The following is a 26605-nucleotide window of genomic DNA, read 5'->3' as shown; positions in this document are numbered from 1 at the left end:
GCCAGCCATGAAGCCAGCAAGGTTAAATTCGATTCAATTTAAGCGTTTATTAGTGTTCACGTGTATGGTGGAACTGAACATCAGGATAGCGTTCCATTGATAAGTTTAAATTTACACGGCTAGGTGCAATGTAAGTTAAGTTATCACCACCATCCAGGGCTAAGTTTGCTTCACACTTACGTTTAAACTCAGCCATCTTCTTATCGTCGTCACACGTCACCCAACGGGCTGTTTGTACTGCCACGCTTTCGTAAATTGCATCTACGTTATATTCAGCTTTCAGGCGCGCTACCACCACATCAAACTGAAGTACACCGACCGCACCTACGATTAGGCTGTTATTTTGTAGAGGTCTAAATACCTGTACCGCACCTTCTTCTGACAGCTGCACTAAGCCTTTTAACAACTGCTTTTGCTTAAGTGGATCTTTTAAGCGAATGCTACGGAATAGCTCTGGTGCGAAATTTGGTATACCACTGAACTTCAGCTTTTCACCTTGGGTAAACGTATCACCGATTTGGATTGTACCGTGGTTATGCAAGCCAATGATATCACCTGCATATGCCTCTTGAGCACGTTCACGGTCACCCGCCATGAAGGTTACCGCATCGGAGATGCTGACTTTTTTGCCAATTCGTACATGGTCCATCTTCATACCTTGAGTATATTTACCCGATACAATACGCATAAAGGCAATACGGTCACGGTGTTTGGGGTCCATATTCGCTTGAATTTTGAATACGAAGCCTGAGAACTTTTCTTCTTCAGCTTTGACTTCACGCTCTTCAGTTTGACGTGGCATTGGCGTTGGTGCCCATTCTGTTAAACCGTCAAGCATATGGTCAACACCAAAGTTACCTAATGCTGTACCAAAGTAAACGGGGGTTAGCTCACCCGATAAAAATAACTCATGATCAAACTCATTTGATGCACCGATCACCAACTCTAGCTCTTCGCGGAGCTGCTCAGCTAACTCATCACCGATTTCGGCATCTAGATCTGGATTGTCTAAGCCCTTTATGATGCGTTTTTCTTGAATGGTATGGCCTTGACCCGTTGCGTATAAAATCGTTTCATCACGATGAATGTGGTACACGCCTTTAAATTCTTTACCGCAGCCGATTGGCCAAGTGATAGGTGCGCACATGATATTCAGTTCTGTTTCGACTTCGTCCATCACTTCCATTGGGTCACGGATATCACGGTCAAGCTTGTTCATAAAAGTCACGATTGGCGTGTCACGTAAGCGAGTAACTTCCATTAATTTACGTGTTCTATCCTCAACACCTTTTGCCGCATCAATTACCATTAAACACGAGTCAACTGCAGTCAGTGTACGATAAGTATCTTCAGAGAAGTCTTCGTGTCCCGGGGTATCTAGTAGGTTTACCAATGCATCATTATATGGGAACTGCATCACCGAGGTTGTTACCGAGATACCACGCTCTTTTTCCATTTCCATCCAGTCAGATTTTGCGTGCTGATTTGAACCACGACCTTTTACCGTACCGGCTTTTTGTAACGCCTTTCCGAATAAAAGCACCTTTTCTGTGATAGTGGTTTTACCCGCATCCGGGTGAGAAATGATGGCAAAAGTTCGACGTAGCGATACCTCTTGCTGGATACTGTTATTTGACATTGAAAACTCTACTTTTGGCTTTTCGGAGTGTGATTGCTAATTCAGTACACTCTACTGTGAACACATATCCGCATATTGTCTCCGATCCTGACTATTTTAACAACTTATAGGCTGACAATTTACTGATAAACTCCATCGCCAAGGTTACTGTTAACCTCGAGCCAAAAGTGTCTACCTTCGCCTCCTGAAGAATAGGCAGTTAACAAACCGAGTTATGTGTCCATCCCCCTCCGAAAACAGATGCCAAATTAGTGGTATTTACATCATGCTTTATCTATACAAATCTCAACAAGTTGTTAGGATATATATATAAAAAATAGATAACTCAGATAGATGCGTTATGACCAATAAATTGTTTTTAATCCCCAAGCCCAATCCAGCAGCGACCTTACGTGTGTTCTGCTTCCCCTACGCAGGCGGTGCACCAAGTATTTTCATGTCTTGGGTGGACCAGTTGCCTGCTCATGTAGAGCTCGTTGCTGTGCAATTACCTGGTCGAGGGTCCCGCTTAATGGAGCCCGCACACGCCTCAATGTCAGCAATTATTGATGAGCTCAATATTTACCAACCATTTTTCTCTCAAAAGCCCTGTGTATTTTTCGGTCATAGTTTGGGGAGTCGTATTGCCTTTGAATTTGCAAAGAACCTACACATTAAAAATCGTGCTTTACCGTTAAAGATAATTGCATCTGCGAGCAGAGCGCCGCATTTAAAAAGCAATAAAAAGCCGTTTTACCACTTACCTGATGCCGACTTTATTGCCCAATTAAAATCGTTGAATGGGACACCTAAAGAAATACTCGAAAGCAGTGAGCTAATGGCACTGTTTTTACCTTTATTGCGGGCCGACTTTGAAATTGCCGATTGTTATCAAGCGGCTGTTCATACTTTACCAGTCCCCATTGATATCTTGTATGGTCTGGATGATATTGATATCACGCCTGAACAGATTGACGCATGGCAAACCTTATCTGCACACCCCATCACAAAATCCCCCTTCAATGGCGATCATTTTTTTATTAATGCCTTAAGCTCAGAGGTCTGTTGCAAAGTAAATGAACTCATCACTGCTTTATAAATAATCACTATCTTATTGCGCTGAAGCGGAAATACACCTTTAGCGCATACCCCCCAAGTGATGATCCGTTTATTGACAGCACAAGTTTCAACTAAAATTCATCCCTAATCATAGACACGCTAATAAGTGAACAATTATCATTAGCAGCAAATTTCACATTTACCATCTTTGCATGATCGGTAGACGTGAAGTCAGTCACTCCGCCTCGTCATTGGTGCAAAAAGGAAATCAAGAACATGAAAAAAGCATTTGCTCTGAGTGCATTTGTTGTCGCACTTGTCGGCTGTAAAAGCTTAGTAGAGAAAGGACATAACCTCTTTGAGGCAGGCATGTATACGCAGTCAGCCGAGTACTATGAACAAGCATTGACTGAAGATCCTCACAATGTAGAGGCGCAAAAAGGGCTTGCATTGGCACGCAACAAAATACTGGATAAAGGTCTGATTGACGTTCGCATGCTGCGACTTGGAGGTAACCAAACGGGCGCCACACTCAAACTTGAGTCATTGCTCAGAAACCAAATTGATTGGCAAATTGAGCCGTTTGGGGCGATTGCCAGTACCCAACGCGAAGAACTGGGTTACGCAACGCAATGGCTCACGCAACAAGCGAAACAGCTCTCACAATCACACTACCCAGATAAATTCAGGTATTTTGAGCACAGCTATGCATTTTTGATCAGTAACGCACAACTGGACCCGCTCATTGCCAACTATCGCGCGCCACTTCAAAGTAAGGCGCATGCGCAATGTACGCAAATGGTATCTCAAGCCACCCAATCACGTTTTTATTTGCGACAGTTTGCTGAAAAATACTGTATGTCTTGGTCTTTGCCGCAAAATTTTCACACAATGAACGAAGACCCAACGCGCTACTCTCGCATTCGTTTGTCGCCAGATTTTACGATAAAACTACACCAAACAAGTCGTCAAGCAACCGCGCTTAACACCGCATCTTTAGCATTTAAGCAGATTTTTAGAGAGAGCTTGTGGTATAGCCCCATCGGTCAACACACATTTGATTTGGACCTTACCGCAAACCTAGAGCATAGCCGTAATGTAAAATTAGTCAGCCGGCAAAAACATTATACGACGGTTGAAGAACGCGTAAATCCACATAATCCAAAAGATAAATTAGAGGTTGAAGTCAAAAAAGCCTATAGCTACCCAGTAACTGAATTTACAGAACATTTCAGTATTGATGCTGTTTATAAAGGTGTTGTTGCAAAACAACACCTTGAGTTTAAAGTCGATGATAGTCAAACGCACTATACCCAAAGCCACTATGCAGACTTTCCTCAGCTCGGTATTTCACCCGTACAGGCAACCTTTCTAGACGTAGATATGCGCTTAGACAAACAAATGCGTGTCTTGCAAAGCCACTTTAAAGCACAACTTGAACGGGTTTGGGAAGACACTCACTGTAATGGCTTAATTGGCGCGCAGCATGGTGAATATATTTTGCGATGTGGCAAAATTGACCCCAAAAATGAATTCGTAAATAGCTGGTTTATCAAGCAGTTTGGTTTGGCATACAATGAAATGGCCGCACTGTATGCGCTCTGATCAGTCTTTTTCGTCGGCAAGGCACTGAGGTTTACTGATTGCTTTGCCAGCGCTATAAAACGGATTTGGGCTCCCTTTTCCAAGTAGCCGCCATATCATCAGTTTCATCACCATCGTCACCACAATGCGTTTATGTGAGCTTGGGCCTTTTATGTCGTGTGGGATTGGTTGATTTGCATACTTACAAAACACGCTCCCTGAAATCGGCCCGACTACTTTGTCCAAGTCTTGCACTATGCTCGACCTAATCAACCCAACCAGCGGCCATGCCGCACCGATCGTATTACCCAAGGGTGCCTTACAACAGTCTGTATACCAACGATGGACACCTTTGGGCGTGACCTTCAAACACTTTACGTGCTCTTTTCCTGACGTGAAAGTCACTTGTGATGCGCTTACCTGAAATACATCCGTGCCACCAAAGGCATTCAATGACTGTTCGTGGCCAAGATGATTAACAAAAGCTTGGCAATCGTCGCAATAGCACATCACACGATTTCTAAAAAACGCGCTACCACAAGCCACTGTGCCCGTTACGCTGCCACAATCACACTGAAAATTAAGAAACTCGGCCATGTTACTTTCCTCACGATCATGCGCTCAGTTTAAGGGTGAGCGATTAAAAACTGTGTTCATGCTAACGTGAGCCAGCTTTATAAAGCAATAAAATCTCCACAAGTCTTGGCCTCACCCTTGCTTCATGCTAGTTTTCTGCAAAACAAAATTAAATGGGAACTTACTATGCCTAAGGCCAGTGAAATTAAAAAACACGCCGCGATTGAATATAATGGTCGCGTAATGATTATTCGTGATATCGAGCGCTCTGTCCCGCAAGGTCGTGCCGGCGGTAGTCTTTATCGTATGCGTATGTATGATGTTGTCAATGGCGGTAAAGTAGACGAAACCTTCAAAGCTGAAGAGATGCTAAAACTGGCCGATCTCACACGCCGCCCAGCCATGTTTTCATACGTCGACGGTGAAGAGTATGTGTTTATGGACGAAGAAGATTACACGCCATATCACCTAAACAAAGAAGCGATCTCCGAACAGGTATTGTTCATCAATGAGGACACCAAAGGCTTACTGGTAGTTGTTGTTGAAGGCACGCCAGTTTCTATTGATCTACCATCCAGTGTTGAACTTGTTATTGAAGAAACAGCACCTTCAATCAAAGGGGCTTCAGCCAGTGCGCGTACTAAACCAGCAACTTTGACGACAGGCTTAATAGTGCAAGTACCCGAGCACATCTCAACAGGCGATAAAATCAAAATTAACACCGCTGAAGTTAAATTCATGAGCCGTGCGGACAGTTAATTAGCATAAGAAGCCGACCCGGTCGGCTTTTTTACCCATCCAACCATTCACAATCTCATTCCTTTCTCTGATAATTCCGTGTTGATTTATTAAACACTTTGCTTTCAGGGCAACTTATGCCAATAATAAATGGAACGTTCCAACAAATAACAACAAGTGACATAATGGGAGTTAGTCATGAAAAAGTACGTATTGTGCGCAATTGTGCTGGCTGTTCAATCCACAGCTACCCAAGCGCATTTAGGAAACACACATCAACACATGGCCAGTGAACAAGTAAATTGGCAGGCTCACAACGCTTATAAAAAGGGTCAACGAGTACACTTTGAAGGGGCTTTATATCGTGCCAACTGGTGGACTCAAGGGGACCTGCCAAGCCGAAACAAGTCTGGTGCATGGCAATTGCTGCAATTTGTGAACGATAGCACTGCGATTACCCCACCTTGGTTAGACACGCAAATTTATAACAAAGGTGACACAGTTGCATATAAAGGCGAAGTATTTCAAGCACGTTGGTGGACTCAGAATAACACGCCAGGAACCAGCCAAGTGTGGGAAAAAATGCCCCATGACAAAAAGAACGATCCAACCTCATTGCAGAGCTTGATCAGTGGCCAAACTGTGGTCACAGAGCAACAAGCTGACTCTCCAGCTGGTGAAGGGCTAAGTAATGCTTTCGATGGCGACCCACGCACTAAATACGTGACTTTGAAACCACAAGGTTGGATTCAAGTATCCCTTCAAGAAGCTCAAACAATATCTCAATATCAATTTACCTCTGCCAATGATGCACCGGGTCGAGACCCCCATAACTGGGTCTTGCGCGGCTCAAACGATGGAGAGAGCTGGCATACGCTGGACAATCGCAATGGCGAACTGTTCACAAAACGCTTTGAACAAAAGAGCTACCAAGTGCAATCAGCGCACGCCTTTAAACATTACCGCTTTGAATTGACCCATAAAGGGACTGATAATTGGGGCTATGATCTGCTGCAAATAGCAGAAATAGACTTATTTGGTAAAACTCAGTTACCTATCGCACACATCGCCAGTGACACAAACACCGTGTTTGTTGACACTCCAATCACCTTTAAAGACGCTAGTCTAAACAGCCCCAATAGTTTTGAATGGCACTTTGAACAAGGCTCACCCGCTACAAGCCTCGCGCAAAACCCACGCGTATTATTCACAACACCGGGAATTAAGCGCGTTGAACTCACGACATACAACTGGCATGGACAAAGTGAACTAGCTACACAATCAATTAAAGTCGTGGACCCACAAAATCCATGGCTGGGCTTTAGTTACCCTGAAGTTAAGTTCGCCCATGAAGATACAGAAAGTGCAGGCTATAAGCGTATTCATCGACTTTTTCCTGATTTAGAAAAAACCATTAATGACGTCACGCTGCAAGTTAACCAATTTCTATATAAACATTATGGTGAGTCACCTGAATTTGACTCGGTGACTTTTAGTTTAAAATGGATGGATACGTTGGCTTATCGTGCGGGCTCTGGTCGTAACATGGAAATTGCCTTCAGCACGAAGTACATTGCTGAGTCGCTAGCCAATGCAAGCGACGAAGAAGTGATCTACGAGTTGCTCGGGGTATTTTGGCATGAACTTGTCCATGGTTATCAACACTTCCCAACCGGCGCTATGCAAGATGGGGGAGAAGTTCATGCAGTTATTGAGGGCATTGCTGATCTAGTGAGAATCCGCGCAGGCTATCACGCGACACGTCAGCCTACACCAGCAAGAAACTGGCTTGGAGGCTATACCAACACGGGGTTCTTCCTATCATGGATCCAAGATAACTACGATTCAGACTTCACATACAAAATTAATCAGATGGTCCTTACGAGTCAACGCGAAGGTTGGGAGTGGACGCTGAGAGAAGCCCTCAAGCGCATACTGAATCAAGACATTGATGTTTTGTGGCAAAAATATCAAGCAACATTAGGGGCAGCACCAGAAGCCCCTTCCATACCACAAGACCAGCTCAGTTTGGTAAAACTAGGTGGAGAAGTCAGTACACTACAAGCCCCGGTGGACCCAATTTATGCGATTGAGAATGCATTTGATGGTGACCGCTTTACTAAGTATTTAACGATTCATCCACACGCCGATATCTCATTTTCAGGCTATGGTGCAGGGCAACTAAGAGGATACCGCTTAACCATCGGTGAGAACCAACCGAGCAGAGATCCAAGTAGCTGGACCCTATCCGCATCAGCAGATGGGGTTCAGTGGCAAGTGGTAGATACGCAGTCAAACCAAGTCTTTAGCCGTCGTCTGGAAACCCGTGAATTTGCTCTCAGTTTGGATAACACCTACCGCCACTTTAAATTTAACTTTGCTAACAGTGGACCTCAAGACAATGGACAAGAAGTCTTTCAAATCGCGGACATTGATTTACTCATCGATAGAGACAGCGCTTCACGGCCTCAGGAGCTTGAAAACTTTGTCCTGGCGGGCGGTGTCATCAGCGCCGAACATGAGGGTTTCAGCCAATGGGGAGAAGGGTCTGAAAGTGCATTTGATGGCAACCTAAGTAATAAGTATGTCGCCCTTACTGACAGTGGCTGGCTACAATTTACAGCGCCTGAACAGTACGTGCTGCATGCTTATAGCATCACCAGCGGCAACGATGCACCTGAGCGCGATCCCGCCAGTTGGCGCTTGCATGGCTCTCATGATGGCATTCACTGGCACACACTAGATACGCGCAGCGAAAACAGTTTTGATAGCCGCAATCAAACCAAGTTATTTCGCATCGATAATCAAACGCCTTACAGTCATTATCGATTTGAACTTACCCATACAGCTACCGATGCCAATGGCAATAACCTTTTACAACTTGCTGAAATAGAATTATTTAGAGCATTGTAACGACTTTAAGCAGAAACGAAATGGACCCCAATTTTGCTTCTGCTTCTCTCTTTTTCCGCTTCTTATTTAACTTTTTCGAACCTATTTGCACTAATTTCTTTGTACCTTTTTTCATCGTGTACCATTGCTGTACAGCGCAAAAACTTGAGAAATTCAGCGAGCCATCATATGATCTGTGTTTGGACTTTTAACGGATAGTAATTCGGGCTAATACAGGCAAATATGGATATCAGGATAGATGAAAACCAGTAAGCTCAGTATCAGATTGCTGTGGTATATCACTCCACTGGTGATCCTTCCCCTCTTATTTTTGGGTGGTTTTACGCTCACCAATGTAACCAGCTCTACTCAGAAACAAGCTAAATTGATCGTAAGCCGCTTTGTTGAACAGCAACAGCAAAAAATGTTCAATTACATGGAGATCTATCAATCTACCACTAAGTTACTGTCCACCTCCCCTGTACTTAGCGATTTTTTACTGACAGCACCAGATGAAAGCCTTACAAAAACCAAAAGGCTGGGCGCGTTGATGGATGTATTTGCAAGTTACAGTGAGGCGTACCCCGATATTATTAGTATTAACCTCGTTGATGCACAGGGCGATAGTACCGCGTTTTACTCTAGTAACCTGAGTTTTGCCCCAGAACAATACCCCTTTTTTGATCAGGTAATAAAAAGTAATTTGCGTCAACAGCAATACATGTTGCCAGCCAAAGAAGGCGGTACACAGCTGTATTTTGTCCAGCAAATTTACAGTGTCAATTTTCACCTTAAAAGACCCCAACGACAGGGTTACATCATTGTCCAAGTTGCCCCTTCCATTATTTCTAGTAGCATCTTAGAAGCGCCTTATGACAATACACTTAACCTACTCGTATCGGGGCAAGGTGAAGTACTATTTTCGTCCGATGGGCACTTTTCGCAAACTTACTTAAGCGATCAGGAAATGGCCCAGATCAGTTCACTCGCCGATCGCGGTAAACTAGACTCTATCGTCCTCCCTTCGGTCGATGAACTTAAACGCATGACTTACAGCGCACAGCTAAGTGGTGGTTATTACTATATCTCTACCATCCCAAAGAGTATTTTATATCAATCAGGTAAGGCGATTAGTTTGATCACTGCCTTAATCGTCATTCTGTCAGTTGTTACGTTACCGGTTTTAATTTTTATCGTGGTTCGTAACCTGTTGTTAACGCCTATAGAATTGCTCGGTGAAGCGAGCCATCGAGTCGGTGATGGCGATTTATCAGTCTATTTACCCGCCCATGAAGATGACGAAGTTGGTACCCTGTTCGACGACTTTAATCACATGGTCAAACAAATTCGAGACTTCCAAGGTGAACTGGAAGATTATAAGCTTCATCTCGAAGAAAAAGTCGAAAATCGTACCCGCGCGTTGGAAGAAATGAACCAACAGCTAGAGGTGGCAATTACCGAAGCTGAACAAGCAAACCAACTTAAAAGCCGGTTTTTGGCAAATATGAGTCACGAGATCCGTACTCCACTAACAGCCATTATGGGGTTCACTGAACAGTTACTTCATAACCCTCAAGCGAAAAATGCAGAGCTTCACCTCGATACAATATTACGCAACTCAAAGCACTTGCTAGAACTCATCAACAACATCCTTGACTTGTCAAAAATTGAAGCCGAAAAGCTGGAAGTTGAGCAAAATGAAATCGAGTTTTTGCCATTGCTCAAAGATGTTGAATCCATCATTTTACCCATGGCCGAAGAAAAGCAGTTGGACTTTATGCTCGACTACAATTTCCCGTTGCCCAAAATACTCAATAGCGATGAAACTCGACTCAAACAGATCCTGCTCAACATTGCCAGCAATGCCGTCAAGTTTACTGAGCAAGGCAGTATCATTATTGGCGTAGATTTTAAGACTGGCCCAGATCAATTTGTGTTCGTCATTAAAGACACTGGTATTGGCATGTCAGAAAGCGAAATGGAGAGAGTCTTTAAACCGTTTGAACAGGCAGATACCACCACCACTCGGCGTTTTGGTGGTACCGGCCTTGGCCTGTGTATTTCTAAAAATCTCGCGCAATTATTGGGGGGAGATGTTGAGGTAGCCAGTGAACAGGGCAATGGTAGCGTCTTCTCAATTAGCATCGCCGCCAATCACCACACTGCCAATATCGAATGGATAGATTGTGATTCCTATATTCACAATCAAATCAGTAGCACCCAGAAGCTCGCTGAAAAACAGCTCGAAGCCAGCATTCTACTTGCTGAAGACAACAAGGATAATCAAGAGCTCATTTCTCTTCTGCTCAGCACATGGGGGCTGGTACCTGATATCGCGAATAATGGCGCAGAAGCCGTTGAGATGTCATTGGTAAATGACTATGACCTGATTTTGATGGATATGCAAATGCCGGTTATGGGAGGCTTGGAAGCGACAGAGATGCTAAGACATGCTGCCTATGATGGTCCCATTGTAGCGCTCACAGCCAACATCATGAAAAATGATATCGATAATTACCTCGCAGCAGGGTGCGATGCAACACTTGGCAAACCCATTGATAGAGAAAAGCTCGGTGCAGTGTTACTTGAGTTTTTACAAGTCGACAACGACAACCTTTCCAAATGGAATAATTTGCTTGAAAGTGAAAAGTTTCTTCAGATCAGCCAAAATTACCTTGAAAAATTACCAGAGCAATTGGATTTAGTGGAGTCCTTGTATAGCGAACAAGACTGGGAGTCACTACGCGCATTAGCACATAGCCTCAAAGGCAGTGCGGGCTGTTTTGGTTTTACGAATATACACAGCGCTGCAGGTGAGCTTGAAAGCAGCCTTAGAGACAACAACAAAGCCCAGTGGCAATATGCAACCTTGAATCTAGTACAAGCCATCAAATATACGTTAAGCAACGAAGAAGTACAGCTTCAAGCTGCGCGTTAGCCTAATCGGCTTGTACGTTAATTTGCAAGCCCATTAAAATTGCATCTTCCTTCCCTTCGGTCGTTGGGTAATAGTTTTTACGCTGGCCCATCACTGACAACCCCATTTTGTTATACAAAGCGATAGCGGGTGTATTGGAAGCACGTACCTCGAGAAATAGGTTTTCTGCTTGCTCTTCGGTACAGCGTTGTATCAGTGAGGTCATTAAGAGTACAGCTAGCCCCTGCCCTTGTTGTCCCGGATGTACACATATGTTCATCAGGGTATAATCTGGGCCTGCTCGCTCTGCGATATAATAGCCCACCAACTCATCCTCCTGCGTAAGAGCGGCATTGAAATAACGCCCGCCAATACATGACGCTAAGGTCTTTTCACTCCAAGGGTGTGGATGACTCGCCTCTTCTACCGCCATAATGTCAGACATCGCATACTGGCTTAGCATATCATTATTCAGAACTTGCATCGCAAAGTACTCGCCATAATTGTTTTTTCTGCTGTGCATTTAACGGCACATTGGGTAATTGCAATTGGTTTCCAAGCAACGCGATTGATTCGCCTTGTACACACGTTAGTTCATCTTGGTGTATGGCAAGTAAAATATCTTGCAGTAATTGCGGTGATAGAACCAATTGGGATGGTAATGCATCTACTTGAGGCGCATCAGATGCCTGCTCTTTGGCATAGTTGGCTTTGAGCTTTAAGGGTGTTACGCCGAGTAATTGAGCATGAATTGGATGCATGATAAAAACACTTTTTTAATGAGTCTAAATGTAAGTGATAAAAGATTCAATGAAGTGTAGAAAGTTTGAAGTGGCAGGGGCGGCAGGACTCGAACCCGCAACCATCGGTTTTGGAGACCGCTGTTCTACCAATTGGAACTACGCCCCTGCAATGTCGACGCATTATAAAGAGCTTTTAGAAAAGGTAAAGAGGAAAAATACATTTTTTTGTTTGTTTGCACTTTTTATAAACAAAAAGGCGAATATTTATGATATTCGCCTTTTTTTCATTCAATTAGCTCAAGCTAACTTTCATTATTCCCACTCGATTGTCGCAGGTGGTTTGCCTGAGATATCGTAAACAACGCGAGAAATACCATCAATTTCATTAATGATACGGTTTGATACCAGACCTAAGAAGTCATATGGTAAATGTGACCAACGCGCCGTCATGAAGTCAATTGTTTCTACACAACGTAATGAGACAACCCAGTCGTACTTACGTGCATCACCCATAACGCCTACCGATTTAACTGGAAGGAATACCGTGAATGCTTGAGATACTTTGTGATAAATGTCTGCTTTATGAAGCTCTTCAATGAAGATAGCATCTGCACGACGAAGTAAATCACAGTATTCTTTCTTAATTTCACCAAGTACACGCACACCTAGACCTGGACCTGGGAATGGGTGACGGTAAAGCATGTCGTAAGGTAAACCTAGCTCAAGGCCAATCTTACGTACTTCATCTTTAAACAGCTCGCGAAGTGGTTCGACGAGACCCATTTCCATATCGTCAGGCAGACCACCTACGTTATGGTGAGACTTGATCACGTGCGCCTTACCTGTTTTAGATGCCGCTGACTCGATGACGTCTGGGTAAATCGTACCTTGCGCTAACCATTTAGCATTTTTCAACTTTTTAGATTCAGCATCGAATACATCAATGAACGTATGACCAATTGCTTTACGCTTATCTTCAGGATCAGAAAGACCAGCTAGGTCATTTAGGAACTGCTCTTCAGCATCCACTTTGATGATATTCAGGCCGAACTTATCGCCAAACATTTCCATTACTTGCTGGCCTTCGTTTAAACGAAGTAGGCCGTTATCAACAAATACACACGTTAACTTCTTACCAATCGCACGGTGGATAAGCATGGCCACAACAGATGAATCAACACCACCTGAAAGACCTAGGATAACTTCGTCATCGCCGACTTTCTCTTTGATACGCTCAACCGCATCTTCAATGATCTGCGCAGGTGTCCAAAGCTTCTCACAACCACAGATATCAATCGCAAAACGCTCTAACAAACGAGTACCTTGCTGTGTGTGTGTCACCTCAGGGTGGAACTGCACACCATAGAAACGTTTTTCTTCCCAAGACATTGCTGCGTGTGGACACGTATCCGTTTTCGCACTTGTCACGAACGTGTCTGGCACTTCAACTACTTTATCGCCGTGGCTCATCCATACGTCAAGTTGACCAATGCCATCTTCAATGTGATCTTCAATCGCTTCGAATAAGGCACAGTTACCGACTTTTTCAACTTTTGCGTAACCAAACTCTTTCTTATCAGAGCTATGTACTTTACCACCTAGCTGCATCGCCATTGTTTGCATGCCGTAACATACACCAAGTACAGGTACACCCGCTTCAAATACGTATTCAGGGGCACGAGGGCTATTTTCTTCTGTTGTTGACTCTGGACCACCAGACAGGATGATACCCTGAGGGTTGAATTCACGGATCTGCTCTTCCGTTACATCCCACGCCCAAAGTTCACAGTAAACGCCAATCTCACGTACACGACGTGCAATTAACTGCGTGTATTGAGAACCGAAGTCTAAGATCAATATACGGGAATCATGGATGTCTTTGCTCATTGATAATCTCGTTAGTTAGGAAACGATAAAATTAGTAAAGCACAGCGAAGCTGCTTTACCAGAATTAAAAAGGGCTAGCAGCTGCTAGCCCTGACATTTGCGGGCTCAACACGCGTTGGCCGGCTTAACCTAAGCGATAGTTAGGCGCTTCTTTGGTGATTTGTACATCATGTACGTGAGACTCACCCATACCTGCTGATGTAACACGTACAAACTCAGGTTTGATGTTCAGTTCAGCGATTGTTGCACACCCTGTTAAGCCCATTGCACTACGAATACCACCAATTTGCTGGTGAATAATTGCAGCAATTGGGCCCTTGTATGCAACACGGCCTTCAATACCTTCTGGCACAAGCTTGTCTGCTTGGTTGCTCTTTTGGAAGTAACGGTCTGAAGACCCTTCTTTTTGGTTCATCGCACCTAGAGAGCCCATACCACGGTATGACTTATAGTAACGACCTTGATATAGTTCAACTTCACCAGGAGACTCTTCAGTACCAGCAAGCATTGAACCAACCATGACGCACGCTGCACCAGCAACAAGTGCTTTAACAATGTCACCTGAGTAACGAATACCACCATCGGCAATAACTGGAATGTTACGATCTTTTAGCGCTTCAACAGCATCTGAAATCGCAGTGATTTGCGGAACACCGCACCCTGTAACAATACGTGTTGTACAAATTGAACCTGGGCCAATGCCTACTTTGACGGCATCTGCACCCGCATCAGCAAGGGCTAGGGCACCTGCGCCTGTTGCAACGTTACCCGCAACAATTTGTAGCTCTGGGTAAGCTGCACGCGTTGCTTTAACGCGGTCAATTACACCTTGAGAGTGACCATGAGATGTGTCAATCAATAAGATGTCTACACCTGCTTCAACCAATGCAGCGATACGCTCATCAGTACCAGCACCAACACCCACAGCAGCACCGACACGAAGACGGCCTTGCGCATCTTTACATGCGTTCGGTTTTTCTTGTGCTTTTTGATAATCTTTAACAGTGATCATGCCTTTCAGTGCGAAAACATCGTCAACCACTAAGATTTTCTCAATGCGGTGCTCGTGCATAAGACCAAGGATCTCTTCACGACCTGCGCCCTCTTTCACAGTCACTAAGTCTGCTTTTTTCGTCATCACTGACGAAACTGGCTTATCTAACTGAGTTTCAAAACGCATATCACGACTTGTTACAATGCCTTCTAACTGGTTATCAGCGCCCACTACTGGGAAGCCTGAAAACCCTTTTTCTTCAGCAAGCGCGATAGTCTCTGCAATGGTTTTGTCAGCTGTCACTGTGACTGGGAAAGTAACAATACCAGCTTCGTACGTTTTTACTTTACGTACGTTGTCAGCTTGCTCTTCGATGGTCATGTTTTTGTGAATAAAGCCGATGCCGCCTTCTTGCGCTAGGGCAATCGCTAAGCGTGCTTCAGTAACTGTGTCCATTGACGCAGAAACAAGTGGCAGGTTAAGCTCGATATCGCGTGTCAGACGAGTTTTAAGACTCGCTGTGTGCGGTAGAACAGTTGAATGAGCGGGTACTAATAGTACGTCGTCAAAAGTAAGGGCTTCTTTTGCAATTCTTAGCATGTGTGCGGCTTCTCTCAAGTGAATTCTGAGTATAAGGAATTGCGTGCGCATTTTATCAGCGTTCCTTATGCGAGTAAACAAAATTTAGCAAAAAATATGGTAGAGTGTCTGTGAATTTTTTATGGAGTTAGGTATGTCATTGCCACAAAACAACAAAATTTATACTGTTTCGCGTCTTAATCGTGAGATCCGAAGTTTATTAGAACAAGGCTTTGCATCACTTGAATTGACCGGTGAAATTTCAAATTTTGTCGCTCCTGCATCTGGGCATTGGTATTTTTCGCTAAAAGACGAAAAAGCACAGATCAAAGCGGCCATGTGGCGAGGCAATAATCGTTACTGTAAATACCGCCCTGAAAATGGTGCACAAGTACAGGTCAAAGCACGAGTCTCCGTATACGAACCACGCGGTGACTATCAGCTTATCGTAGAACAAATGGCTCCCGCTGGTGAAGGGCTACTAAAACAAAAGTTTGAAGCGCTACAAATGCAGTTAGCCGCAGAGGGGCTCTTTGCCAGTCATCACAAAAAGCCCTTACCACACACTATCAACCGCGTCGGCGTTGTAACTTCTGCTACAGGTGCTGCCATTAAAGATATTCTTTCCGTGCTTAAACGCCGCGCACCGCAGCTAGAAGTACTTATTTACCCTGCGCTCGTGCAAGGACAAGACGCCGCATCACAAATTGCAGAAAAAATCTCGCTGGCCAATAGGCGCAATGAAGTAGATGTTCTTATCGTAGGCCGGGGTGGAGGTTCTCTTGAAGATTTATGGAGCTTTAATGAAGAAGTGGTCGCCCGTGCTATTTATGACAGCGTACTGCCAATCATTAGTGCAGTAGGCCACGAGATAGACACCACAATCAGTGACTATGTTGCCGATATTCGCGCCGCCACGCCTTCAGCAGCCGCGGAATTAGTCAGCCCCGACAGCAGCGAATTACTTGCCTATGTGAAAGATAGAAAGCACAGACTCTTACAAGCGTTCCACCGCAAGATACTCAATGAACAGCAACACATTGCGCGATTACAACAACGCTTGAGTTTACAGCACCCGAAAAGCCAGTTAATGCAGCAAGGACAACGCGTTGACGAACTGCAACAAAGGTTAGCACGTGCTTTTCAATATCAACAACATAAGCATCACAATAGCCTAAACATTCTGCATCAAAGACTTTTGCAATTTCACCCTGAAAAGCGTCTCAATATGGCCAAGTCTCAATTGTCACGGTTGGAAGTTGCATTGCAAAACAACATGCAAAGCCACCAGCAAAAGCGTCAAAATCACCTTGCCCTACTCGCAGCTAGACTGGATAGCGTGAGCCCTTTGGCTGTATTGTCTCGTGGCTATAGTATCACCCAAATTAATCAACAGGTTTTGAACTCTGTCACAGAAACAAAACCTGGAGATACCCTCACAACGCAGCTAAATGATGGTCAAATTCACTCTACGGTGACAAGCATAGAAAAAAAATAGTAGACAATTTAATATTCGTACTTGAGCTCATCACTGCGCTTGACGCTCAAATGAACTTGCATTGAAGGGCCATTCTGTACGGCGGTAATGGTTTTGAATTGCCGCATCCAAGGCATTTTTATTAAAGCATTGTGAACGTGTTGCCAATGTTTATTGCCATCTTCAATCTCGCTCGCTTGAAAATTCAATTGACACACATGCGCTTTACATTGGGCCTCAGACATCTCAACGAGGTCCTGCAATTCGGCGACAAAAAGAAAATCGGCAAGTTGGATTTCCACGTCACTGGCCCACATTTCGTCGCGTTGTTGAAATTCAAAAATCCTTTGCAGTTGCTTCGCCACATTTCCTGTTGCTTTCGCTCGCCGAGTTTGTTGCTGTAGTTGTACTAACTGCATTCGCAACTGCTCGTTTTCCTGTTCGAGTCCTTGTAATGCGCCATCGCGGGCAGTGGGCTCATCGTCAATGTTCTGTACCGATGTCTCATGTGGAGCGTCCAGCTCAGGCGCTTCCAGGGTGTCACCTAACCGTACTTGAGCAACCTGCTTGTTAGTGGCTTTGAAGTCCGTGGGGGGGTCTATAAGTTGTTGTGAGTGGTAGCCATGTGTCACTGCCACTCCTAGGAAAAAAGCGCCGATTATTAAGCTTAATTGGCGAAACATAGATCAAACCTCGGCCATGCTACAGCATCGCACTGGTATGAGAATCGTTGATACGGCTAATTGAATCATCTAAAAAATTCTGGTCCATGCTTTCAGCTGGACAAGGACAGTTTGGCTTGCCAACGACCTTGGCTGGGATCCCAACCACGGTTGTGTGAGGTGCGACGGCTTTGAGTACCACAGAACCTGCGCCAATTCGAGCGCCTTCACCGACCTCAATATTGCCTAAAACTTTGGCACCCGCGCCGATTAATACACCCGCTCTAATCTTAGGATGACGGTCGCCTTGTTCATTCCCTGTCCCACCTAATGTGACCGATTGTAGAATTGAAACGTTATCTTCGATAACCGCAGTTTCACCTATGACTATACCAGTCGCATGGTCAAGCATAATACCATGACCGACTTTACAAGCAGGATGGATGTCAACACCAAATACCTCAGAGGTGCGACTTTGGATAAAGCGGGCGAGCTCTTTGCGTTGTTGTCGCCACAAACAGTAAGCGAGGCGGTGTGCTTGTAATGCATGGAAACCCTTCAGATTTAATATCACGTTAAGATAACTATCGGCAGCTGGGTCTCGATCTTTAACGGCTTTTATATCATGGGCAACGTGCGTAAGCATTCGGTCACAATCAACAAATGCCTGATCGAATAACTCTCGGATTGTAAACGCAGAAACCACGGCATCTGACAGTTTATTTGCCACTATAAAACTTAGCGCTGCGCCCAAACAATCATGGTTTAATACACTCGAATAAACATGACTTGCCAATAACGGCTCTCGTTTTACCAGTTCTTGCGCTTCATCTCTTAGTTGCTGCCAAATTTCGTGTCTCATAATTACCACATGCCTATCATTTACGATCTCATACTTATCTTAACGCGCATTTTCGCTCAAACGCACTCACCTCAGGCAATTTTATCGTTATTAAATATAACCTAAGGTTCCTATAATGGTGTATTTATGAGCATAAGCCAAGTCTCTGGCTATAAAATAAGGACACAAATATCATTAGAAACAATATTTATAAGCGACAACGGGGAAGAGGAATAACAACAGGATTGAAAAAAACGCCCCGACGTAAGGGGCGTTTAAACGTATTAGAAGCACTTACTGAAACAAATCTTCAGCTTTAATTACTTCAATATTTTTAGCTGGTACAGCTAACTTGTAGCTTTCCACAATTTTATCTTCGTCCAACAATTCCTGAGGCTTAGTCACGTTGTATTTTAAAGGTGACATTTGCTCATTCGCCAAGCGCTGTTTCATATCTTCACCATCCCCTGTAACAAAGACATAGTGCATGTTTTGTGTTTGGAGATTTTCACGGATAACACGGTTAACGTCTTCCAAGCTCAGTGACGCCAGCTGAGAACGCACTAAGTTTACAAACTCATCTGTGTTATAGAATTGACTGTCTAGCGCATAACCTAGTTGCCTATCTTGGCTGGCGACAAGCTGCGGCACATAGTTATTTAAGAAATTGCGCGTAGCTTCAAAATCTTTCTCCGTCATCCCCTGTTTAATCAACTTATCCAGTTCATATACCGCTACGCGCGTCGCAAAGTGCGCATCGTTATTTGAACGAAGTGGGCGTAACCAAACCTGGAAAATCTGCTCTGAACGGCCTAAGTTAGCATCTGGCATGGTTTGGAACATACCGCGAGGGAAGTATTCTATGTACGCATAGTCACCATAGTTCATACCGCGAGTTTGACGAATACGGTCGAACAAGAATGCACCTGAATTTCGGTGTTCACCAAAGTATGAACGCACTAACCACAGCGCCGTCCAATCTTTACTACTGCGGATCGTATCAATGGGGAAACCGAAAGAAACAGCCGTTGATTTTGCACTTTTTTCTACGACGGTAGCGTGGAGCCCAGCCAATTTAGGGGCATCATCTACGACAAGGCGCTTTTGGCCACCTTTCGGTAGTTTGGTCAAATCTTTTATCAGCTTTGTCTTTAGCTCCGTACTCAGTGCACCAGTTAAGCCGAGGTTTAATTTCGCTTGGGTAAATTGACCTGCATAGAACGCTTTGACATCTTGCAACGTTAAAGCTTCTAAATCTGTTAAATCACCCAGATTTAAACTCTCATAAGCATGACCTTCATACAATTTGTGATACAGCACTTCTTTACCCAACTCTTCGTCATTCGACGATTTCAGACCCGACTTAATGCCATCAATCAATTCCTTTTTCAAACGATTAAAGTCATCTTCTCTAAAGCCAGGGTTTAGTAATTGCTCGCCAACTAATGCATACCACTGCTCAGCGTTATCTTTATGGACGCGGCCACGCAATGAAATCATCTCTTTGTCTACTTGATGAGATAAACTGCCAGCCAACGGATAAAGGGCTTTCTGAATTTCTTTGTACGACTTAGTTGCACTGCCTCCTTTTGCCAACATTGCAGCGGTTAATGCTGCTAGGCCTTTTTTGCCTTCTGGATCTGCCGCAGCACCTGTATAAAATAACCAGTTTACGTCCACTAGCGGTGAGTTTGAGGTTTTATCAAGCACCGTAAAGTACTGTGTTGCTGGCTTCGCCATTTCAGCAGCAAGGGCATCAAGTTCAACCTCTTTATCAAAGCCTTCTATTGCCTCCAATGCCGACATAGTCACGGTGTTACGACCACTATCCGTAAAATATTGATTTGCTATGTCGCGAATATCTTCAGGGGTAATGGTATCCGCTGTGGCATACATCTGATTAATGACTTCAGGATCACGCTCGAAGTGAACATAGCTTGCCAGTGTTGAAGCAATTGCTTTGGAAGAATCCATGCTATTTGCAAAGCTATATCGTTGGTTTGATTTCAGTGCAGCGAGCTTTTCTGCATCCACCAATTCAGTGCGTGCACTCGCGTAAGTGCGATTTACAGCATCTCGCACTGTTGCTAAGTCTTTTTCATCTTCCACTTTGACAAAAACATGCAACAAACCTGGGTCTTTCGTTTCAGCATTATAAGTGATCAGCTGGGTTGCAATTTGTTTGTCTACCACAAGTTCCTGATAAAGCTTTGAGTTTTCTGAAAAATAAAGCTCTGAAATCAAATCAACTGCAGCGCGATCCTTTTTGCTCGGCTCCCAAGCTGGACCTTTATATGATACAAGCAACCAATGGCCTGGCTGACCTTCATTAATTACGTGTTTATATTTTGCGGCTTGTTGCTTAGGTTCCACTGGGATATCAGCTTGGAAGTCACCACGCTGCCACTCGCCCCAGTGCTTTTTAACCATGTCCATCGTTGATCGCGGCTCTACGTCACCCACGATAATGATGGTTGCATATTCAGGCTTATAAAAACGTTCAAAAAATAAGTCTGCGTAAGCCATTTGATCGGGCATGGCTTCAATGTCTTCGAAGAAGCCCATCGTCGTATGCTTGTAGGTATGCTCGTTATAGGCGTTATCACGCACAGCGCTTAGTAACTTTCGCAGCGGATTCGCATTGTTCTTCAGGTACTCCCCTTTTACCGTCAATGCTTCTGTTCGAAATTGCTCTTCACTGAAGTGTAAGTTTTGGAAAATATCAGCTTGTATTTCCAAAACCTGATCCAAATGCTCTTTTGAAAAGCTCAGGTAATAATTGGTGTAGTCATTGGTCGTGTATGCACGGTTATCAACACCTGAGTTTTTAATAATGTCTTTATAAACCTGCTCCGGATACTTTTTTGACCCTTTAAACATCATATGCTCAAAGAAATGTGCAAACCCTGTTTTGCCGGCTTCGACTTCATTTCTTGAACCAACAGACACAGGGATCTGCAACGACACAACATCAGGGTAATCAGTTTTAACCACCATGACACGTAAACCATTGTCTAATTCTTCTAGTACATAGTCATGAGAGAAAACTTTGTTATTCTCCTGTTGCACCGCAGCAAGACCTTGTTGAGGCGAAGCATGTGATGCATTGTTTGATGCACAACCTGTCAGTGCTAACGTCACCGCTAGACTGGTCGCTAAAAGCTTAAATTTCATATGTGTCCCTAGTCTTTTTTTCATGTTTTTAAATGCACGCATTTTTGTGAGCGCTTGCTAGTGACACAATTATGCATTAAAGGCCAAATAAATCTGCACAATCACGACAAATATTCGAAAAAAAACCACAAGAAGCAAGTGTTGGAAAACTAAGTAGAAAGTCACTTTCCACAGCGTCAAACATGAATAAATCTCAAGTTAATTGAATTTCTTTCATCAATAAGATCTATCTAGACGTCTAAATGGCTGCTATATTTACACCATAAGCGACGAATTGGCAGGAATGAGGACCATGGCATTATCACTGCAAGAGAAAATCTTAGACCCAAATCAAGGGGTATATTTAATCGGAACCACACCACCGAAGTTAGGAACAGATAAAGAACAAGTGCAAACAATTGCTACTAAGTTATTGAATCGATTGCATGAAATAGAATATGACGGTGTTGTTATCTACGATATTCAAGATGAAAGTAGTCGCACAGAAGTGCCTCGTCCATTCCCGTTTAAACAAACTGTTGATCCATGCGAATATAGCCAAGTAGTGAGCCAACTATCTAAGTTAGATGTGATCACCTACAAAAGTGTGGCACAAAGAGATCGTGGCGAATTTACTCAATGGTTGCACAAAACAAAACAAGACTTTGGTTTAAATAACCTTGTGCTGGTTGGCAGCCCGTCGTCTAAGGGCGCTATTAAGTTAGGTCTTCCAGATGCCTACCAAGCACTCAAAGAACACCAAGACGAGTTTTTTCTTGGTGGTGTCACCATTGCTGAGCGCCATGCAAGCAAACGCAACGAGCATGAGCGTCTCATTGATAAAACGGCCCAAGGTTGTGAGTTTTTTATTTCTCAAGCAGTGTATGATGCACAAGCTACAATTGACCTACTGACGAGCTATGCGAGAACATGCCGTCAGCAAGGCATTGAACCAAAACGCATCATTTTAACGTTTACACCATGTGGTGGAGAAAAAACACTCGAGTTTATGCAATGGTTGGGCATTTCAGTACCAGAAGCCACAAAATGGCGGATGCTAGATGCTGACAATACCTTAAAAGAGTCGATTAAAATCTGTCGTGAAAACTTAGATTTAATTCTCAGAAGTTGCGCACAACTTGATGTGCCACTTGGTTTGAATATTGAAAGTTTGACGAACCGTAAAGAAGAGATTGACGCATCAATTAGCTTGTACCGTCTCTTAAAAGCCATCATGGAACTACAATTGGCAGAAAAACAAATTGCTTAACTATTAGCTGACGATAATTCGTAGCGAAAAGCCCCATTTACGGGGCTTTTTTGTGCCTTAAATCGGTGAGCCAGGTGGCATTGCTAGCGGCTTAAAGCTCGCTGGCCACTGCCCTTGCTCAAGGAAGTATTGGATATGCTCTCCAAGATATTGCTCAAACGCTTTTGATTGGTCTGCACTCGAGAACATCGACTTTTCGGTATACGTATCAGCAATTTGCTGTAAGTAAAAACGAAGCTGAGCTTGCACTTCAGGATCGACGTTCGTACTGGCACTGAGCGTGGCCATTCTGTGTGCCGTTAAATACTGTACGCGTTCATTCAGCTTTTTAGCCATCTCTGAACTTGGATTCGTTTTAAACACGGCAGAGTGCACTTTTGTTAGCAACTCATTGCTACCAAAATGCTTGGTATTTCTCGCATACTGCTGCGCCACTCTATTTAATCGTTCGGCGTTTAATAGCAGATTGAGCGTGTGCAAACTCGCCATTTCAGGCAGAGCCATGGCATCCAACGGTAACCCAGTTCGACCATGTACGCTTTCGCGGTTGCGAGACTCTCCATAGGCTTTGGGTGGTATCACCGCCAGCACTGACTCCGGAATAGACAAAGTGTCTGGAGATAATGTTTCGAGTAGCGCATTCAGCGCATCAGCCTGCTCTGCTTTGGCAACCACTTCAGCCCCTTGCAATGGCCCCTCACCACGTACTTCATAGTGATAATCAACACCACCAATAAGCTTCACAACTGACTCTACTTGATAACGATGGAAGAGATACAGCGGTACAAGTTTCTCTTCCAACTGAGACAGAGCGACACCATTTTGAATGTTGTTTACACCAAATTGTGCCAGCGCTTGTTTGCGAATGCCTAACACTCTGCGCAACTCTGTCGCTGGATCAGCACCATTATCCCACAAATGAGCGTTAGGGTGCGCGCCCCCCTTAGGCCTTGCATCGGCATCCGATATATAACCTAAACCCAGCTCTTTGGTCTGTTGGATAACCTTAGCCAGTGCTTCTGCTTCGTTGATGGCAGAAAAATCACTGTAACCATATTTTACGGCTTGAATATCCCACGCCCCCATCCCCTTGGCATAGCCTTCACTGACATCTAGTTTGCCTTGTGTGTCGAATTGCACCAGAGGGTGCGGATAATCCATGACAGATGCACGCGCATCACCTGAGGCTGCAAAGTTGTGCGCAATACCTAATGTGTGACCTATTTCATGAGCACTCAATTGGCGAATACGATCTAAAGCCATCTCGTGCAACCTTTGTGTCACTTCATCGCCTTTGACAAATGGCGCGGCAAGTGCCTCTGCAATAAGAATATCTTGGCGAACACGAAGCGAGCCCAAAGTGACGTGGCCTTTAATAATTTCACCACTACGCGGGTCTACCACCGAGGCACCATATGACCATCCACGGGTCGCTCTGTGCACCCACTGGATCACGTTATAGCGCACATCCATCGGATCAGCATGCTCTGGCAACATTTTAACCTGAAATGCATCTTTATACCCAGCAGCCTCAAAGGCTTGCTCCCACCAGCGTGCACCATCAAGTAACGCCGTTCTAACCGGCTCTGGAACACCGGGGTCTAAGTAATACACGATTGGTTTTACGGCTTCAGATATTTTGGCAGTCGGATCTTTCTTTTCTAGACGATGACGTGGGATATAGCGCACATACATCGACTCGCCTAACGGTGCAGAGTAATCTTTGTGCTCGATACTCCAAAATCCAGATTGAGGATGGAATTGACGTGGTGTGTAATTTTCATCCGGTAATGCAATTAATGAATGCCTCTGGTGCACGGTAATTGCATATGGATCGGCAACGGCTTGACGAACATACTTGCCAGGATCGTTGCCTTTAAACGTTAATACAGCCTCTAACTCGGTGTTTTTTACAAACGCCTTTGAGCGAGGTGAATACACAGCGCTACGGCTTTGGTCTAGACTGTAACTCCCTTGCTTGGTGGCCTTTAATCTGCGACTAACACCGTGAACATCCGACAATAAATATGGCGTGTAATCAATCAGTACACTGTCTGAATCTTCTGCGACGACTTTAAACCCGTGCAAAATACTTGAAGCAAACGCTTCTTTCACACTTTGTTGCTCTGCGCTGTTATCGGCACTGGCGCGGTAATAAGTGTTGTTTGCCCTAAGCATCACTTTATCGCCGAATCGTTCAAATTGAACGAGATGGGTTCCGCCTAATTGGCCTCTATCTAAACCAATGTCATTTGAACCAACCCCGTAAGGCAAACTATGCTGTAATAAGAATGGCTGTGAAAGTTTATCTACATCTAAATAAATTTTGCCGTTGCTTTTATCACTGTAAAACGAATAATAGCCCGGAAAATGATTAAACTTATCAGTAAATTCGTCTATGGACTTAATTGCTGCCTGAGCATGCGTTATCATAGGCAGTAACAAAGTCGAAACGAGATAAGGTGTCATACGTCTCTTTATCATAATTGTGTCTTTGTTCTTTATGTTTTGTGATTGTTTTTACCTAGTATATAAAATTGTATACAAAAAACAGTGAATCAAGACGAAATTCAGCGCAGCCTGCAGTGACTCTCTCACATACACTTCACTGCGGCCCGACAAACGTTATCAGGATTTAAAATATGCGTAGATTACCGCCGGTGTTATTTGAAGATGGGTGTTCTAGAGAATTAGTCTCTCTGATCCGTACTATCTTAGCCGCTTGTAAAGAAATCTCTTTTCGCGTAGGACAGGGTGCACTGTCTGGTGTATTGGGTTCAACTTTGGATGAGAATATTCAAGGTGAGACGCAAAAAAAGCTAGATGTACTGTCCAATCAACTTATCAAAGACATTTTACTTGAATCTGGCTATGTTAAAGCGATTGCCTCAGAAGAAGAAGATTACACCGTCGCGGGTAATCCAGATGCAAAATTTATTGTCTCATTTGATCCATTAGATGGCTCATCAAACACTGACATCAACTCTTTAGTTGGCACCATTTTCTCAATTATGGAAGCACCTGAAGGGTCCGATGCTGCAGATCCAGCTATCTTCATGCAACCAGGTAAAAACCAAATTGCCGCAGGTTACGTGTTATATGGCCCTTCAACGACATTGGCACTGACTACAGGTAAAGGCACTCGTATATTCACGTTAGACAAAACCCATGGCAGCTTCTTGTTAACCGAAGACTTTGCGAAAATTCCTGAAGATACACAAGAATTTGCTATTAATGCCTCTAATCAGCGTCATTGGCAACCTGCGATGAAAGACTACATTGCAGACCTATTGGCTGGTAATGAAGGACCACGCCAGAAAAACTTCAACATGCGTTGGATAGCGGCCATGGTTGGAGACGTGCACAGAGTATTGTGTCGCGGCGGCCTATTTACTTACCCCGCAGATACCAAAAACCCAGAAAAGCCGTACAAACTTAGATTACTTTATGAAGCGAACCCAATGGCAATGCTCGTAGAGCAAGCCGGAGGCCTTGCTCATACTGGTGAAGCAAGAATTTTGGACATTGAACCCAGTGAGATTCACCAACGTGTTGCAGTCATCCTAGGGTCTAAAAATGAAGTTGAGACTTGTTTGACATATCACAAGTAACAAC

General features: G+C 44.1%; 18 protein-coding genes and 1 tRNA gene. 8 read left to right on the top strand and 11 right to left on the bottom strand.

The features are described 5' to 3' along the window. Positions 1-49 precede the first annotated feature (49 nt). On the bottom strand, positions 50-1639 hold the full coding sequence (prfC, locus tag L1286_RS03940; RefSeq protein WP_063355724.1) for a peptide chain release factor 3: 1590 nt from the start codon (positions 1637-1639) through the stop codon (positions 50-52). A gap of 340 nt (positions 1640-1979) precedes the next feature. On the opposite strand from prfC, the gene L1286_RS03935 reads away from it, so the two are divergent. Both L1286_RS03935 and L1286_RS03930 read left to right on the top strand, forming a co-directional pair. Then, a complete protein-coding gene (locus tag L1286_RS03935; RefSeq protein WP_235405615.1) occupies positions 1980-2717 on the top strand; it encodes a thioesterase II family protein in 738 nt (245 codons plus the stop codon). Between the two features lie 236 nt (positions 2718-2953). After that, positions 2954-4282, top strand: a complete 1329-nt coding sequence (locus L1286_RS03930) for a tetratricopeptide repeat protein (RefSeq protein WP_235405614.1) — start codon at positions 2954-2956, stop codon at positions 4280-4282. Here the strand turns inward: L1286_RS03930 and L1286_RS03925 are convergent, their stop codons facing one another. Further along, the gene (locus tag L1286_RS03925; protein ID WP_235405613.1) at positions 4283-4858 is read right to left on the bottom strand and encodes a DUF6151 family protein; all 576 of its coding nucleotides are present in this window, start codon (positions 4856-4858) and stop codon (positions 4283-4285) included. Positions 4859-5023: 165 nt separating this feature from the next. On the opposite strand from L1286_RS03925, the gene efpL reads away from it, so the two are divergent. The 3 genes from efpL to L1286_RS03910 all read left to right on the top strand — a co-directional run bounded on the left by efpL (position 5024) and on the right by L1286_RS03910 (position 11405). Next, positions 5024-5596 (top strand): elongation factor P-like protein EfpL, encoded by a 573-nt coding sequence (gene efpL, locus L1286_RS03920; RefSeq protein WP_235405612.1) that lies wholly within the window; start codon positions 5024-5026, stop codon positions 5594-5596. 177 nt (positions 5597-5773) lie between these two features. Continuing rightward, the gene (locus L1286_RS03915; RefSeq protein ID WP_235405611.1) at positions 5774-8488 is read left to right on the top strand and encodes a basic secretory protein-like protein; all 2715 of its coding nucleotides are present in this window, start codon (positions 5774-5776) and stop codon (positions 8486-8488) included. Positions 8489-8726: 238 nt separating this feature from the next. Beyond that, complete coding sequence (locus L1286_RS03910; protein ID WP_235405610.1) at positions 8727-11405, top strand: HAMP domain-containing hybrid sensor histidine kinase/response regulator; 2679 nt, start codon at positions 8727-8729, stop codon at positions 11403-11405. Position 11406: 1 nt separating this feature from the next. On the opposite strand, the gene rimI is transcribed toward L1286_RS03910, so the two are convergent. The 5 genes from rimI to guaB form a co-directional block, all read right to left on the bottom strand. Further along, positions 11407-11868 (bottom strand): ribosomal protein S18-alanine N-acetyltransferase, encoded by a 462-nt coding sequence (rimI, locus tag L1286_RS03905; protein WP_235405609.1) that lies wholly within the window; start codon positions 11866-11868, stop codon positions 11407-11409. Beyond that, entirely contained in the window at positions 11852-12145 is a 294-nt protein-coding gene (locus L1286_RS03900) for a hypothetical protein (protein WP_235405608.1), read from the bottom strand. The genes rimI and L1286_RS03900 overlap by 17 nt, the downstream gene beginning before the upstream one ends. A 71-nt stretch (positions 12146-12216) precedes the next feature. Then, a tRNA-Trp gene (locus L1286_RS03895) sits at positions 12217-12293 on the bottom strand. Positions 12294-12439: 146 nt separating this feature from the next. Beyond that, the gene (gene guaA / locus L1286_RS03890; protein WP_235405607.1) at positions 12440-14014 is read right to left on the bottom strand and encodes a glutamine-hydrolyzing GMP synthase; all 1575 of its coding nucleotides are present in this window, start codon (positions 14012-14014) and stop codon (positions 12440-12442) included. 124 nt (positions 14015-14138) lie between these two features. Beyond that, positions 14139-15608, bottom strand: a complete 1470-nt coding sequence (gene guaB, locus L1286_RS03885) for an IMP dehydrogenase (RefSeq protein ID WP_235405922.1) — start codon at positions 15606-15608, stop codon at positions 14139-14141. Between the two features lie 133 nt (positions 15609-15741). Here guaB and xseA point away from each other — a divergent pair, with 133 nt between their 5' ends. Next, positions 15742-17085 carry an exodeoxyribonuclease VII large subunit gene (gene xseA, locus L1286_RS03880; RefSeq protein ID WP_235405606.1) on the top strand — a complete coding sequence of 448 codons (1344 nt, stop codon included), beginning with the start codon at positions 15742-15744 and terminating at the stop codon, positions 17083-17085. 8 nt (positions 17086-17093) lie between these two features. On the opposite strand, the gene L1286_RS03875 is transcribed toward xseA, so the two are convergent. From L1286_RS03875 to L1286_RS03865, 3 genes are all read right to left on the bottom strand, one after another. Next, positions 17094-17747 (bottom strand): hypothetical protein, encoded by a 654-nt coding sequence (locus L1286_RS03875; RefSeq protein WP_235405605.1) that lies wholly within the window; start codon positions 17745-17747, stop codon positions 17094-17096. A gap of 19 nt (positions 17748-17766) precedes the next feature. Beyond that, positions 17767-18588 carry a serine O-acetyltransferase gene (gene cysE, locus L1286_RS03870; RefSeq protein ID WP_235405604.1) on the bottom strand — a complete coding sequence of 274 codons (822 nt, stop codon included), beginning with the start codon at positions 18586-18588 and terminating at the stop codon, positions 17767-17769. Positions 18589-18861: 273 nt separating this feature from the next. Beyond that, entirely contained in the window at positions 18862-21741 is a 2880-nt protein-coding gene (locus L1286_RS03865; RefSeq protein ID WP_235405603.1) for a M16 family metallopeptidase, read from the bottom strand. A gap of 292 nt (positions 21742-22033) precedes the next feature. On the opposite strand from L1286_RS03865, the gene L1286_RS03860 reads away from it, so the two are divergent. Beyond that, the gene (locus L1286_RS03860) at positions 22034-22990 is read left to right on the top strand and encodes a methylenetetrahydrofolate reductase (RefSeq protein ID WP_235405602.1); all 957 of its coding nucleotides are present in this window, start codon (positions 22034-22036) and stop codon (positions 22988-22990) included. Between the two features lie 57 nt (positions 22991-23047). Here the strand turns inward: L1286_RS03860 and L1286_RS03855 are convergent, their stop codons facing one another. Then, entirely contained in the window at positions 23048-25474 is a 2427-nt protein-coding gene (locus L1286_RS03855; protein WP_235405601.1) for a zinc-dependent metalloprotease, read from the bottom strand. Positions 25475-25632: 158 nt separating this feature from the next. Here L1286_RS03855 and L1286_RS03850 point away from each other — a divergent pair, with 158 nt between their 5' ends. Continuing rightward, positions 25633-26601, top strand: coding sequence for a class 1 fructose-bisphosphatase (locus L1286_RS03850; protein WP_235405600.1), 969 nt, complete (start codon positions 25633-25635; stop codon positions 26599-26601). The last annotated feature ends 4 nt before the right edge of the window (positions 26602-26605 follow it).

The organism is Pseudoalteromonas sp. SMS1 (assembly GCF_021530565.1).
Classification (GTDB): Bacteria; Pseudomonadota; Gammaproteobacteria; order Enterobacterales; family Alteromonadaceae; genus Pseudoalteromonas.
Note: the sequence above shows the minus strand (reverse complement) of the source record. Positions and strands in the feature narration are given on the sequence as shown.